Raw genomic sequence first — 13,027 nt, 5'->3', positions numbered from 1 at the left:
CGCCCGGAAACCCGTCAAGGTTCCAAGGGAGGCGCTCTTCGCGCTTCCATCGCCATGGCGCAAGATTCGCTTACGCCAAGTTGAGCCGGAGCCGTCGGCCCCATCTGCGCAATCGTTTCAGCATCCGCATCGTTCCTCCCGTTCAAGGCTGATGCGTTCACTTTAACAGGCGCGGGTCAGCGCAATGTCACCGCCGCGTTAAGATCCGGTAGACGATCGGCTCGGGCGGAGGATCATCCCGGCTGGTTTGCCAGCCTTAGGAAGATGCGCAGCATCGCCAGCCGCCAGACCAGAATCATGCCGAACGCCAGAATAAAGAACAGGCCGGCGGTCTGCGGAATGCTGACCACCTGCTCGAGCACGTCGTGCAGCAGGAGACGGATGATAAACAGCGCCAGCAGAATGACAATGAACGTCTTCGACCGCTTCAGTACGACCTCGCCGCCTTGGCGTTCGAGCCGCGACGTGCGGATGAGCGGGTACGCGAACAGAATCGCGCCCGCCGCGAACGCATAGAGCGCCCACAACCACGGCACCCGGGTGTCCGGAACGGCGAACATGAGGAAGCCAGTCGACATGGCCAGCGGCGGAATGATGATTTTGCGCAGCGAGACGGGACGGTTGGCCGCCCGCAGCCGCATCGCGATAATGCCGCCGCCGACGAGGAGCGACATCAGGATCGACGCCATATGCGAGAACTGGAGCTGTGCCAGGTTAAAATTCAAATTCATCGTGTAGCTACCTTCTTTCGCCTTGCCGCTCAGAAGGCGGCCTCGTCCTAATCGTATCGCAAACCGGATTCCCGGCGCAATACCAAGCGCTTCGCGGCCCTCTTGCTTACGGCTTCGGCTTCCGCCTCGCGGCCGACCATTGCGCGAACAAGGCATGGTCGCGCTCGGTCTGATCGGCGTACGACAGCGCCCAGTTGCCGACGGTGGCGCAGAACGCGGCTTCATCCTCGCCCATCGCCCGCACGATCTCGTCTTCGCTGTGGTAGCCGAGCAGTCCCTCCTGCACGTCCGCGTCGGCGCGGGCATGCAGCTTGGCCGTCAGCCGGCCCATCGCCTCCAGCACGGCGTGAAGCTCGTCCGTCGTCTCCAGCGCGTCCAGCTTCAGCCGCTTCTTATAAGGCGAACGCTCGCGCACGTAGAACTGGCGGTCTCCGATCGACAGCGTGCCCAAGTACCGGTCGGCCTCATGATGCATCGCGCGTTGGGTCAGCACGACCCTGCGGCCCTGATGCCCGCCGAACAGCGTCCAGAACTCCTCTTCGTACGGCATGAAATACGCGGGAATCGGCGTGCGCACCTCCTTGACCTCCAGCACCGCATCGTCCGTATCGATCGCGCCCGCTTCCGCCGCGGTCGCTTCGATCAGCACGTAGAAGCGATCCAACCCGAGCGAAGCCGTGCCCGAACCGTGTTTGACGGCGATATCCTTGATCTGAAAATGAACCCCGTGCGCTTCGCGCGTCTCTGCCGTCTCCGTATACTGCGGCCATGCGGCAAGCAGCGTTTCCTGCTCCTCGGCCGTTGGCGACACGAGCTCGTCGGTCTCGGCGAATTGGCGCTGATGCTGCATCATCGCGGTCACCTTCTCGAGTAGATGGTTGTCCTGCCGCTTGCGCAGCTTCCGCAGCAGCTTGCGGACCGGCCCCGCCGCCGTCTCCTCGTCGATCGCGAATTCGCGCGGATCGTCCTTGCGCTTGGCGAAACGCCGCATTTGGGACCCGTACGCCTCCAAATATGCGCGAATGGCGGACGCCTGCGCCGGCTTGTCCAGCCCCTTCGTCCGCGCGACGAGCGCGATGCTGACCGACATCCGGAGCAAATCGTACAAGTACGATCCAAGGTACCCTTCGTCGAAATCGTTCACGTCGTAGACCAGCTTGCCGGACCCGCTCCGGAACGCGCCGAAATTCTCCATATGCAGATCGCCCTGAATCCAGGTCGGCCGCTCCGGCGACGTATGGTACGGGAACCAGGCCCGGGTCACGTCGAAATAGAACAGATAGGCGCTGCCGCGAAAAAATGAAAACGGCGTCTCCGCCATTTTGCGGTATTTCACGGCGCGCTTCTTGCGGTCGAGCCCCATCAGCTTATCGTCAAATTCGTCGAACACGGCCGCGAGCGTCATTTTGCGCAGCTTGTCCCGGGTGTGGCGAACCCGGTCGGTCAGCGTTTCCCCGCTTAGATGGTTCATTCGGACGGTCTCCCCCTTCATTTCGTTCCTGCTTCTTCCAGTGTACGACGTGCGCCCAGCAATTGACAATCGCACGTCCGTTCTCTTAACCTTTAGGAACAAAGGGCTGCCTCATTTCTCCCTCGCCCCTTCCCCCTCCGCCGAGGGGAACCAAATGGCTTCGCCCTCTGGACTCCCGCGTTGGTGCTGACCTGGTAGATTGGTGGACGGCGGGCGCTTTCGAACGAGGCACGATTTTGTCCTCGCGGACAAAGCTTACTTGATTCTCTCCCTCCCACACGGTGCGTTCCTTTCCTCCTTCGCCCCTCCCCCCTTTGCAATGCTGTCAGGTTAAGGAAAAACGGCGGTGAAGCCAGCCGTGGCCCATAGTTGACAGGCTTCAACACGCTTATGTCTGAGATGGACTTAAAACTCACTGAAGCTTTGTCCGCAAGGACAAAAGCGTGTCACACTCAAGCCTTCCCGCCCACCGCGAACAAGTGCGCCAGCACGAAAAAGGGAGTCCAGAGGGCAAAGCCCTTTGGAGCCTCCTCGGCGGAGGAGGTGGGAGGAGGGAGCCACAAAAGCGGGGTCAACGGGGCGCAGCCCTTCTTAACCTGACAGCATTGCGGAGGGAGAAGGGGGAGGGAGTAATAAAAGTATGGTTAAGGGGGAGGAGCCCTTCTTAACCTGACAACATTGCCCCCCTTTGAAGGGGAATCAGAAGGGGAAGCATACGTTTTCCGAAGTCGGTTTCTAACGCTATTTGAACAAAACCGCCCCGGGCGGCTTGAAGGAGCGGATACGATGATCGCGGATCCCCGCATACAGAAGCTGGTGACGCTGAAGACGATCGCCGAAATGCTCAACCAATCGGGCGGCTTGACGCCGGAGCTGCTCAGCGGCGTGCTCGAGAAGCTGCTCGCCCTCTCGGGGCTGACGAGCGGCTGGATCTTATTTATAGAAGAGAAGGAGTTCGAATGCGCCTCCGACTTTGCGCTGCCGCCGGCGCTAATGGCCTTTGACAAGGCGCCGATGCGGTGCGGTTCCTGCTGGTGCGTGGACCGGTTCCGGGACGGCCGGCTGAACCGCGCCGTCAACATTCTGAACTGCAAGCGAATCGAGGACGCGCAGGAGAACGACTGGGGCGATACGCAGGGCATCACTCACCACGCCACCGTCCCGCTTCGGTCCGGCGACCGCAAGTACGGCGTGCTGAACGTGGCGTCGCCCGGCAAATTACACTTCAACGACGAGGAACTGGCGCTGCTCGAAGGCGTCGCCTACCAGATCGGCGGCGCGATCGAGCGGATGCGGCTGTACGCCGCCGAGCAGCAGCGGGCGGAGCTGTTCGCCAAGCTCGGCGTGTTTAGCCGCGCGTTAAGCGCGGCCATCGCGGCCGGGCGAGGCGAAGATGGTCGCGATCCGTCGTGCGACCTATCGGAGTCGGCGTCGGGCGGAGAGCCTGCGGAAGACGCGGCGAAACTCTCGTCGGCGAGCGTCGCGCCCGCCGAAGACGGCGGCGCGACGGGCGCGGCCAATGCGCCCGAATGCGCCGCTATGGAAGCGTTGAATCTTGCCGCCCCTAGCGCTACGTCAGCAAGCGGCGCCGGACGCCTCATCGAAACCGCCACCGCGCCGGCGGACGAGGACGTCGAGGATTTACCGTGCCGGCTCTACAGACAGGCAACCGCGCTGATCGGAGAGCACTTCGAATGGCCATTCGCCGCGCTTCTGACGACGGAAGGCCAGACCCTCGCCGTCCGCACCGTATACGCGAACGGCCGCATCGCCTATGCCGACGCGACGATACCGCTAGCCGCCGCGCCGTGGTTGCGCGAGGCGGCGCAAGGTCGCACCCACTCCGTCAAGCCGGCTGAGGACGCCGCCGCCCTGGCCGCCCTTCCCGAGCTCGGCGACGTCCTGCCGGGACTTCACTACCTGCTGGCCGCTCCGATCCCGTCCGGCAGCGCCCGCGACGCCGGGCTGCTGCTCGTCGGCGATAAGCGCGGCCGCAAGCCGGACTGCGCGCAGGGCGAGGTCGTCGAAGCGCTCGGCGAACATCTGGCCGTCGTATTCGAAGGCGCGGCGCTGGAGTATAACCGGCGCGAGCTGGCTCGGCTTACCGAGCGCAACCGGTTGGCGCGCGATCTGCACGACTCGGTCTCCCAGATGCTCTTCTCTCTCTCCATGACGGCGAAGGGCGTCGAGAGTCTGCTCGGCCGCGAGGCGACGGCGGAGGCTCTCGACTCCGTGCGCGACATGCAATCGCTGGCGCAGCATGCGCTGCGCGAGATGCGCGCGCTGATTATGCAGCTGCGCCCCGCCGGTCTAGAGGCTGGCCTCGCCACCGCGCTCGCCGCGTACGGCGCCAAGCTGGGGCTTGTCATCGCCACGCAAGTGACCGGCTTAAGCACGCTGCCCCGCGCGGCGGAGGAGGCGCTGTGGCGCATCGGCCAAGAAGCGCTGAACAACGTCCGCAAGCACGCCGGCCGCGCCGAGGCCGATGTCCATCTCCAGCTGCTGCCGGACCGGGCCGTGCTGCGCGTTTCCGACCGCGGCGACGGCATCGCCCCCGGCGGCGCCAAGGACGGATCGCTCGGGCTCTCGACGATGCGAGAGCGCGCCCAGGCGCTCGGCGGGCGCTTGACGATCTCGCCTGCGCCCGGCGGCGGCACGGCGGTCGAAGCGACCGTGCCGCTGCGGCAATGACCATTCTCCCGAAACTTAAGGAGCGAAGATAGATGACCATTCGATTATTGCTCGCGGACGATCATGCGATGGTGCGCAAAGGGCTGCAGGTATTCTTGCAGACCCAGCCGGATCTGCTGCTCGTCGGCGAAGCGGCCAACGGACGCGAAACGCTGGAGCAGGTCGCGCTTCACGCGCCCGACGTCGTATTGATGGACCTGCACATGCCCGTGCTGAACGGCATCGAGACGACGCGGCAGCTGACCGCCGACCATCCGGAGGTGAGAGTGATCGTCCTCACGTCGTTCTCCGATCAAGACCATGTCCTGCCTGCGATACGAGCCGGCGCGAAGGGCTATCTGCTGAAGGATATCGAGCCGGAGGAGCTCGTGCGGGCCATCCACCGCGTCCATCAAGGGCAGGTCGAGCTCCATCCCGACGCGGCCAGCGCGCTCATGAGCGTCGTCGCCGCGCCAGCGGCCGCTCCGCCGGCGCCGGTGGCGCCCGCGCCTCGCAACCCGTTCGAAGAGCTGACCCCGCGCGAGCACGACGTGCTGGAGCAGATCGCGCGCGGTCTCAGCAACAAGGAAATCAGCGAGGCGCTGCACATCACGGAGAAGACGGTCAAAACCCACGTCAGCCACCTGCTCGACAAATTGAGCGTATCGGACCGAACCCAAGCGGCGATTCTCGCCATCCGCCACGGACTCGGCTAACCGACCCTTTGACGAACTTCGCGCGGGCGGCGCCAGCGAATCTCCATCCAAAGTCGTATGCCTATCATCCGATCGGCGGACGCAAGCTTCCCGCGAATTTCCGTCCATCTGCCGACGCGGGCGACCGATTTTCCATGTACGATAAAGTTAAATCGAACGAAGCTGATTGGTTTGCGTTCACAATCCGAAAATTGGGAGTGCGGCATTCAGCGAAAGAGCGAAAGGATGATCCATGATGAAAATCGCCATTATCGCGGGAAGCAACCGCAAGAACGCCACGAGTACCCATTTGAGCGCCTATTTGGCCCGCCTGATCGAGCGTAACGGCTTCCAGGCCACGCTGTTCGACCTGCATGAGAAGCCGCTGCCGTTCTTCTCCCCCGACGAGTACGGCACGACGCATCCGGAAGTCGTCGCGCTGAAGCAGACCGTGCTCGATGCCGACGCCGTGATTCTCGCCACGCCGGAATACCACGGCAGCCTTAGCGGCGCGCTGAAGAACGCGCTCGACTTCCTCAGCCAAGACCACTTCGGCGGCAAGCCCGTCTTGTCCGTCAGTTCGGCCGGCGGCGCAGTGGGCGTCAGCTCGCTCCAGCAGCTCCAAGCAATCGTCCGCAACCTGCACGGCATCAACGCGCCGGAATGGCTGTCGATCGGAGGCGCGCAGCGGCGCTGGTTCGAGACCGCGACGCCGGACGAATACGAGGTCGGACACGAGATCGGCGACCGCATCCACCGGGTGCTCGATCATTTCCTGGCGCTGACGGCGCAGATCCGCAAGCCGAAGGCCTAAGCGGACCCACCTCTCGCTCATTTAGCGCAACGCAAAAGCTTCGGTGCACGATGAACGTGCGCCGAAGCTTTTTGCGTTGCGGCAAGGCCGAATCGGACACCCCCGCCAGATGGAGACTGCCGCCGCGCCGCTCCGTCTATAGACAAGTTCTTAGCGATACTGCTTCGCTTTCATCTCGTTCAAGCTTTTGAACGTATACCCTTTCGCCCGGGCGTCGTCGATGATTTGCGGCAACGCCCCCGCGTTATCCGTCGAGACGGAGTGGAGCAGGATGACCGCGCCCGGATGGAGCTGCGCCATGACGCTGTCGTAGGCGTATTTCGCCCCCCGCTGCGCTTTCGTATCCCAATCCTTGTAGGCGACCGACCAGAACACGTTCGTGTAACCGGCCCCTTTGCTCACCCCGAGCACCCGGTCGCTGAATATCCCCCGGGGAGGACGCAAATACGCCATCTCCTGCTGCCCGGTCAGCTGCGTCACCGCTTCCTTGACCTGGCTTAGTTCGGAGACGATCCGCGAATCCGGCAGCGTCGTCATATCCGGATGGCTCCACGAATGATTGCCGACCAGATGGCCTTCCGCGACCATCCGTTTCACGAGCTCCGGCTGGTCCTTCACGTAATGGCCGGTGATGAAAAATATCGCCGGCACCCCTTTCGCCTTCAGCACGTCGAGAATTTGCGGCGTGACGCCGTTCTCGTAGCCGCTGTCGAACGTGAGATACAGCTCCTTGTTCGCCGTGTCGCCCAGGAAGATCGAACCGTGCCGCTTCAGCATATCCATGAAGCCTTCCTGCGCGATCGACGGCAGCTCGCCGTTCTTGCTTTTCTTGAATCCAAAGTGAAACGGGCGGGAACCGTCGGCTCCCGAAGCCGGGGCGATTCCCGCGCCCGCCATTATCGTTGCGATCGCGATCAACGCGACAAAAAAGCGCCGCACCGTCCATCCTCCTCGAAGTCCGGGCTTAAAGCCGGTTATTCAAGGATAGGATGGCGCGGGCGGCGCTTTTCCACACGTGCCAATTGCAGGAATTCGGTTGCGATGAGATTATGGCGTCGTCGTTGTCTGGACTTCCGTCGTCTCGGACGCCGCAGCCGCTTCAGTCGACGTAGTCGTTTCGGTCGTAGCCGCCGCATCCGTCGTCGATTCCGCTACCGGCTCGGTCGTCGTCTCCGAAGCCGATTCCTCGGTCGCCGTCTCGTCGTTCACGATAACGCTCGACGTCTCCGGCTCCCATACGACGTTCGATTTCAGCGCCTCGCTCAAGAAGCGCAGCGGCACGAGCACGCGGTTGTTCACCGTCTGGCCCGGCACGTCCAGCTTCACTTCGGTCCCGTTCACGTACGCAACCGCGCTGCCGAGCGTCAGCTTCACTTCGACGCCGTCCTTGCTAACCGTGATCGTCTTCGTCGCGGCATCCCATGCCACTTCCGCCTCAAGCGCTTCGGCGATGGCGCGGAACGGCACCAGCACGCGACCGTCTTTCTTCACCGGCGCCACGTCGAAGTTCGGCTCGCTGCCGTTGACATACGCCTTAACGCCTTTCTTGCCGTTCTTTTCTTTGATTTTGCCCAGCTTCACGTAGAGCTCTACGTTCGTCGGATCTTCCGCGACGAGTTCCGCCTGCGTTTCTTCCGCCGCTTCCGTCTCGCCTTTCGCTTCCAGATCGGTGACGATCTCCTCGATCTCCGCTTGCGTCTCGGCGGTCACGTCGATGCCGTATTTCGCTTTCAACAGCTCCGCGATACGCTCGCCGGCAGGCTTGTCTTTCGTATTTTCATAGGCTTTTTGCAGACCGTGCGGGTTGCCCTTCTTCTTCTTGCCGCCAGCCTCGTCTTCCTGGGCTTCCGCTTCGACCTCTTCTACGGCAGCCTCGCCGTTTGCTTCCGCGTTAGCATCCGTTTCGGCGGTTACCTCAGCCTCTTCCGTCGCTTCCTCGGTCGTCTTCGTCTCCGTTTGGTCCGCGCTTTGCTCTTGCTGCACGCGATCTTGCTTGCCCTTCGCGGATACTGGCGCCGCCTGCGCTGCCGACATAACGCCGAGCAGTAATGCCGCCGATAATACCATTGCCTTGTTGTTCATCTATGATTGCCCCTCTCGACATGGTGTTCATTATTCCGTAACACAGTTATACCTCGACCATGGCGAGCGGTTCAATGGTTACTATTTACCAGCATGCGCGCGTCGCAGCAAGACGAGCGCGTTTTATTGGGCCGGCGTCCCCGGTTCGCAGATTGCTTTCACCCGGCCGACTTGGCCGCTTTGCAGCCGGACTTTAATGCCGTGCGGGTGATTCGGCGATTTGGTCAGCAAATCTTTCACGATGCCGCGGGTCAGTTTGCCGGTCGGCTGGTCCTGCTTCAATACGATATCGACGGTCATGCCCGGCCGGATGGCCGCGCGCTGTTGTCCATTAGCGTTCATCATTTCGTTCTCCTTTGCTTCGTGGCGAATTCGACTACTAGCGTACCATGCGAGACTCGCGCGCTCAAATCCGACCGGTCTGATCCTCGTCTGCTATCGGGCGCACATGCGGGTTCCTCTTATCGGGGTAAGATAACAATAGAGGTGATGAGAATGGCAAACGCGACGAGAAGCGGAAATTACCCACCCTTGAAGAACACGGAGCACGATCACGCAATCGGCCCCCTTCGAACCGTAGAGCTGCACCCGGAGAGGCGGCGAAACACGCGCCGCTTCGGCATCTGCGGGCGGATCGCGGCGTACCTGATGTCCATTGCGCTCGCGGCGGCGTTGTTGCCTACGCCGATCGGCAGCGAGACCGCCCACGCGAACGGCGCCTGCCGCACCGACGACCACGGCATCCGGCTGACCGCGGACGCCACGGGGGAATCGCCGCATTTCACGTCGATCCAATTCTTAAGCGCATCCACGGGCAGAGCGGCAGGCAACGGCTTCATGCTCGGCACGTCGGACGCCGGGTGCCGCTGGCAGCCGATCTATAGAGGGAAGCTGACCTTCGCGCAAATGGATTTCGTGACGAATTCGCTCGGCTACGTCCTCGCCGGGACGTCGCCCGAAGGGCCGGCCATGCTGCTGCGTACGGCGAACGGCGGCTCCAGCTACAGTCCGGTGCCCAATGGCGGCAACCGTTTTGCGCGCATTGATTTTCGCACGGCGACGGAAGGCTTCGGCTTTACGTTCAACGACAGCGGCGCGCATTACACGGCCAACGGAGGCGCGAAGTGGAGCAAACTGCCGACGCCGCCTAACACGCGCGGACTTCGCTTCTTCACGCTTGAGGATGGCTGGGCGGTCACGCTCGCGCCGGGCGGTTACCTGGTCAAGCGCACGACGGACGGCGGGCGGACATGGACGACCCGTCTGAAGGCTTCCTCCGCCGTCGGCGTCGGCGGCGCCGTCTATGGCGCAGGCGGCCGCGATGTCTGGGTGCTGCTATACGGCGGCTCCGGCATGTCGCAGACGTCCTACTCGCTCTTCCATACGAAGGACGGCGGCGCCAGCTGGAAGCAGGTCGTCTCGAATGCCACCGCAGGCGGCGGTCCCGCGCCGGGTCCTGCCGTCAAGGCGGGCAAGCTGCCCGGACCGGCCGGAAGACCGGCCGATATGGCGACGCCAGACTCGCGCGCGGCTTACCTGCTGGCCGGAAGCGGCGCGATGGACAAGCTGTCGCTGGGCCGAACGATGAACGGCGGCAAGACATGGCGGAACGGCGCCGCGGCGCCGGGCTTCGAGGGCAAGCTGACGTTCCCTGCGGCCAAGTCCGGCTGGCTTGCGGTCACGAGCCTGACCAGCCCGGCGGTCTACGCCACGCGCGACGGCGGCGCGACGTGGTCCAAGACGTTCGCGATCCCGGCTGACTGACCGGTATGCTGCCGCTCCGGCAGCGCCGTTTTGTCGACGGCTCAACTACCCGCGACTCGGCGCGGCCCGGCCGATGCAGCGGGGCCGTACCTTGCGACTAATGGATCTCGCTTATGCCCGGCCCGCCGTCTTCGCGCCCGCTTGAGGGTTGAAGACGGCGCAGGCCGGGTATTTTTTCATACCGCCAATCTGGTCACCTTCGGCCGATGCCGCACGCTTTGTTTCCCCGTCCGTACAACCCCTCCAGATTTCGCGTTGACAGCTTCGGTGAGAATGAATATCATTGAGAATATACATACAGACCAACCGTGAAAGGCTGGGTACGGACGATGAAGAAGATCAAATACTGCTGCCGCAATTTCCGCACCGGATCGAAGTCGGTGTACAAGACGCTCAAGAGCGAATTTCCCGAGCTGAAGCAGAAGAAGAAGGACTGCCTCGGCAACTGCCGGATGTGCGCCAAGCAGTGCATGGTCACGATCGGCAAGAAGGAAGTCGTCGTCGCGCCGACGGCCGAAGCGCTATACGGCATTTTGAAAGCCCGTATTGGCTAATTTCTCCATGCGCTGTGGGCTAACGCCGATCTTGTGTGGTACACTATAGAAGCGAATGCGGGCTCCTTGGCTAGCGTGCGACAAGCATACTGCGAAGGAGCCGCTGCTTTTATCACACAACGACGATGGAAAGGTGCGTGAACCCCCATGAATGAAATGCTCAGCCGCGCGTTAAACGACCAAATGAACTTCGAGTTCTATTCCGCCCATGTCTACCTGGCCATGGCTGCCTACTGTTCCGGCGAAAGCTTGGACGGATTCGCGAACTTCTTCATCGTGCAGGCGGAAGAAGAACGGTTTCACGCCATGAAAATTTATAAATTCCTCAACGACCGCGGACACCGCGCCACGCTGGCCGGCATGGAAACGCCGCAGAACGAATACGACTCGATTCTGCAGGTGTTCGAGCACGCGTACGAGCACGAGAAAGTCGTGACCAGCCGCATCTACCACCTCTCCGACCTGGCCCTGAACGACCGCGAACATGCGACGATGCAATTCTTGAAGTGGTTCATCGACGAGCAGGTCGAAGAAGAATCGATGTTCGACAGCATCATCAACAAGCTGAAGCGGATCGAGAAGGACAGCAACGCGTTCTACATGCTCGACAGCGAGTTCGCCGCGCGTTCGTTCACGCCGCCGTCTTCGGAGAAATAGGACAAGCTCTTGCGAAAGAAGGAAGCGATGCGCCGCCGATGGCCGCCCGCTTCCTTTTTTTCATGGTTTAGGCGCTCCGATGGATGCCATACTATAACCGCCGCGCCGGATCGCGCGTCACAAAACCGCCCCACTCCGTGTGATCCGGATCACACGGCCGACCGGATCGAATCGTTACAATGAGTACATACCACTACCGCAGGAAAGAGGGACTGCTCATGCTTCAGCCAAATACGATCGCCATCATCAAATCGACCGTTCCGGTGCTCGAGGTGCACGGCACCGCCATTACATCGCGCTTCTATCAACAGCTGTTCGCGAACCATCCCGAGCTGCTGAACATTTTCAACCACGCGAATCAAAAGCAGGGCCGCCAGCAAACCGCCCTCGCCAACGCCGTCTACGCGGCCGCCGTTCACATCGACCGTCTGGAGGCGATTCTCCCCGCCGTCAAGCAAATCGCCCATAAGCACCGCAGCCTTGGTGTTCAAGCCAAACATTATCCGATCGTCGGCCAGCATCTGCTCGGGGCGATCAAAGACGTGCTCGGCGACGCCGCGACGGACGAGATTCTCGGCGCTTGGGGCGAAGCTTACGGCGTCATCGCCGATGCCTTCATCGGCGTCGAAGCGGAGATGTACGCGGCAGCGGAGAAGCAGGAAGGCGGCTGGGCCGGCTTCAAGCCGTTCAAGATCGCGCGCAAGCAGGCCGAGAGCAGCGTCATGACCTCTTTCTATCTCGAGCCGGAGGACGGTTCGCGGCCCGCATCCTTCGCGCCGGGTCAATATATCAGCGTTAAGCTGACCGTACCGGGCGAGACGTATACGCATATCCGCCAGTACAGCCTCTCCGGCGAGCCCGGCCAAGACGCGTATCGGATTACGGTCAAACGCGAGGGAGGCGGCGAGGGGCAGCCGGACGGCGTCGTGTCCAATTATTTGCACGAGCAACTGAACGTTGGCGATATCGTAGAGCTGTCCGCGCCTGCGGGGGACTTCACCTTGGCCGCATCGGACGCTTCCGGCCCGGTCGCGCTAATAAGCGCCGGCTCCGGCATCACGCCGATGATCGGCATGCTTCACCAACTGAAGCGCCAAGGGCGTCCGGCGGTCTTCCTGCACTCTTCGCCGAACAGCGAGGAGCACGCGTTCCGCGACGAAGTGCGGCAGCTGGCCGAGTCGGGCAGCGGCATCGAAGTCCGTTACGCTTACACGCGGCCGACCGAAGCCGACCGCGCCGCCGGCGATAGCGCCGCGCATCTCGGACGCATCGACGAGGCCTGGCTCCGCGCCGCGCTGCCGCAGGATGTGGCGGACTGCTACATTTGCGGTCCGGCCGAGTTTATCAAACACGTCTACCGCAGCCTGAAGTCGATGAACGTGCCGCCTGAGCGGATCCACTACGAGTTCTTCGGGCCGGCCGCCAGCGTGGACGGAGAATAAGGCAAAGCGGTGCACGACGGTGCCGCTGTACGCGCCATCTGATAGCTGCGACGCGCAAGTCGGCTGGGTGCCGCTATTGCGCACCGTCTGCTCGCCGCGACGCGCAGTAGTCGGCTGGGTGCCGCTATTTCGCACCATCTGCTGGCT

General features: G+C 62.5%; 12 protein-coding genes. 7 read left to right on the top strand and 5 right to left on the bottom strand.

Annotation, left to right across the window (positions count from 1 at the left end):
• Positions 1 to 233: 233 nt before the first annotated feature.
• The gene (locus BCM02_RS12805; RefSeq protein ID WP_148929487.1) at positions 234 to 731 is read right to left on the bottom strand and encodes a CcdC family protein; all 498 of its coding nucleotides are present in this window, start codon (positions 729 to 731) and stop codon (positions 234 to 236) included.
• A gap of 106 nt (positions 732 to 837) precedes the next feature.
• The gene (locus BCM02_RS12800) at positions 838 to 2,202 is read right to left on the bottom strand and encodes a DUF2252 domain-containing protein (protein ID WP_148929486.1); all 1,365 of its coding nucleotides are present in this window, start codon (positions 2,200 to 2,202) and stop codon (positions 838 to 840) included.
• A gap of 786 nt (positions 2,203 to 2,988) precedes the next feature.
• On the opposite strand from BCM02_RS12800, the gene BCM02_RS12795 reads away from it, so the two are divergent.
• The 3 genes from BCM02_RS12795 to BCM02_RS12785 all read left to right on the top strand — a co-directional run bounded on the left by BCM02_RS12795 (position 2,989) and on the right by BCM02_RS12785 (position 6,381).
• A complete protein-coding gene (locus tag BCM02_RS12795) occupies positions 2,989 to 4,893 on the top strand; it encodes a sensor histidine kinase (RefSeq protein WP_148929485.1) in 1,905 nt (634 codons plus the stop codon).
• Between the two features lie 32 nt (positions 4,894 to 4,925).
• Positions 4,926 to 5,588, top strand: coding sequence for a response regulator (locus BCM02_RS12790; RefSeq protein WP_148929484.1), 663 nt, complete (start codon positions 4,926 to 4,928; stop codon positions 5,586 to 5,588).
• A gap of 235 nt (positions 5,589 to 5,823) precedes the next feature.
• On the top strand, positions 5,824 to 6,381 hold the full coding sequence (locus BCM02_RS12785; RefSeq protein ID WP_148929483.1) for an NADPH-dependent FMN reductase: 558 nt from the start codon (positions 5,824 to 5,826) through the stop codon (positions 6,379 to 6,381).
• Between the two features lie 150 nt (positions 6,382 to 6,531).
• On the opposite strand, the gene pdaA is transcribed toward BCM02_RS12785, so the two are convergent.
• From pdaA to BCM02_RS12770, 3 genes are all read right to left on the bottom strand, one after another.
• Positions 6,532 to 7,278, bottom strand: a complete 747-nt coding sequence (gene pdaA, locus BCM02_RS12780) for a delta-lactam-biosynthetic de-N-acetylase (protein WP_148929706.1) — start codon at positions 7,276 to 7,278, stop codon at positions 6,532 to 6,534.
• A 150-nt stretch (positions 7,279 to 7,428) separates the two neighbouring features.
• Positions 7,429 to 8,463 (bottom strand): copper amine oxidase N-terminal domain-containing protein, encoded by a 1,035-nt coding sequence (locus BCM02_RS12775; RefSeq protein WP_148929482.1) that lies wholly within the window; start codon positions 8,461 to 8,463, stop codon positions 7,429 to 7,431.
• Positions 8,464 to 8,586: 123 nt separating this feature from the next.
• Complete coding sequence (locus tag BCM02_RS12770) at positions 8,587 to 8,805, bottom strand: YwbE family protein (RefSeq protein WP_187434205.1); 219 nt, start codon at positions 8,803 to 8,805, stop codon at positions 8,587 to 8,589.
• A gap of 153 nt (positions 8,806 to 8,958) precedes the next feature.
• Here BCM02_RS12770 and BCM02_RS12765 point away from each other — a divergent pair, with 153 nt between their 5' ends.
• The 4 genes from BCM02_RS12765 (at position 8,959) to hmpA (ending at position 12,880) form a co-directional block, all read left to right on the top strand.
• Complete coding sequence (locus BCM02_RS12765; RefSeq protein WP_148929480.1) at positions 8,959 to 10,227, top strand: WD40/YVTN/BNR-like repeat-containing protein; 1,269 nt, start codon at positions 8,959 to 8,961, stop codon at positions 10,225 to 10,227.
• Positions 10,228 to 10,556: 329 nt separating this feature from the next.
• Positions 10,557 to 10,781, top strand: a complete 225-nt coding sequence (locus tag BCM02_RS12760) for a DUF1450 domain-containing protein (protein ID WP_148929479.1) — start codon at positions 10,557 to 10,559, stop codon at positions 10,779 to 10,781.
• 147 nt (positions 10,782 to 10,928) lie between these two features.
• Positions 10,929 to 11,438, top strand: coding sequence for a ferritin (locus BCM02_RS12755; protein WP_148929478.1), 510 nt, complete (start codon positions 10,929 to 10,931; stop codon positions 11,436 to 11,438).
• A 218-nt stretch (positions 11,439 to 11,656) separates the two neighbouring features.
• A complete protein-coding gene (hmpA, locus tag BCM02_RS12750) occupies positions 11,657 to 12,880 on the top strand; it encodes an NO-inducible flavohemoprotein (RefSeq protein ID WP_148929477.1) in 1,224 nt (407 codons plus the stop codon).
• The last annotated feature ends 147 nt before the right edge of the window (positions 12,881 to 13,027 follow it).

The sequence above is a fragment of the Paenibacillus methanolicus genome (genome assembly GCF_008124765.1).
Taxonomy (GTDB): domain Bacteria; phylum Bacillota; class Bacilli; order Paenibacillales; family Paenibacillaceae; genus Paenibacillus_Z; species Paenibacillus_Z methanolicus.
Note: the sequence above shows the minus strand (reverse complement) of the source record. Positions and strands in the feature narration are given on the sequence as shown.

What these genes read in the sequence shown, in the direction of transcription:
- BCM02_RS12800 (WP_148929486.1), bottom strand. Translation starts at nt 2,202, where the DNA reads ATGAACCATCTAAGCGGGGAAACGCTGACCGACCGGGTTCGCCACACC.
- BCM02_RS12805 (WP_148929487.1), bottom strand. Translation starts at nt 731, where the DNA reads ATGAATTTGAATTTTAACCTGGCACAGCTCCAGTTCTCGCATATGGCG.
- pdaA (WP_148929706.1), bottom strand. Translation starts at nt 7,278, where the DNA reads ATGGCGGGCGCGGGAATCGCCCCGGCTTCGGGAGCCGACGGTTCCCGC.
- hmpA (WP_148929477.1), top strand. Translation starts at nt 11,657, where the DNA reads ATGCTTCAGCCAAATACGATCGCCATCATCAAATCGACCGTTCCGGTG.
- BCM02_RS12775 (WP_148929482.1), bottom strand. Translation starts at nt 8,463, where the DNA reads ATGAACAACAAGGCAATGGTATTATCGGCGGCATTACTGCTCGGCGTT.
- BCM02_RS12770 (WP_187434205.1), bottom strand. Translation starts at nt 8,805, where the DNA reads ATGAACGCTAATGGACAACAGCGCGCGGCCATCCGGCCGGGCATGACC.
- BCM02_RS12795 (WP_148929485.1), top strand. Translation starts at nt 2,989, where the DNA reads ATGATCGCGGATCCCCGCATACAGAAGCTGGTGACGCTGAAGACGATC.
- BCM02_RS12765 (WP_148929480.1), top strand. Translation starts at nt 8,959, where the DNA reads ATGGCAAACGCGACGAGAAGCGGAAATTACCCACCCTTGAAGAACACG.
- BCM02_RS12760 (WP_148929479.1), top strand. Translation starts at nt 10,557, where the DNA reads ATGAAGAAGATCAAATACTGCTGCCGCAATTTCCGCACCGGATCGAAG.
- BCM02_RS12755 (WP_148929478.1), top strand. Translation starts at nt 10,929, where the DNA reads ATGAATGAAATGCTCAGCCGCGCGTTAAACGACCAAATGAACTTCGAG.
- BCM02_RS12790 (WP_148929484.1), top strand. Translation starts at nt 4,926, where the DNA reads ATGACCATTCGATTATTGCTCGCGGACGATCATGCGATGGTGCGCAAA.
- BCM02_RS12785 (WP_148929483.1), top strand. Translation starts at nt 5,824, where the DNA reads ATGAAAATCGCCATTATCGCGGGAAGCAACCGCAAGAACGCCACGAGT.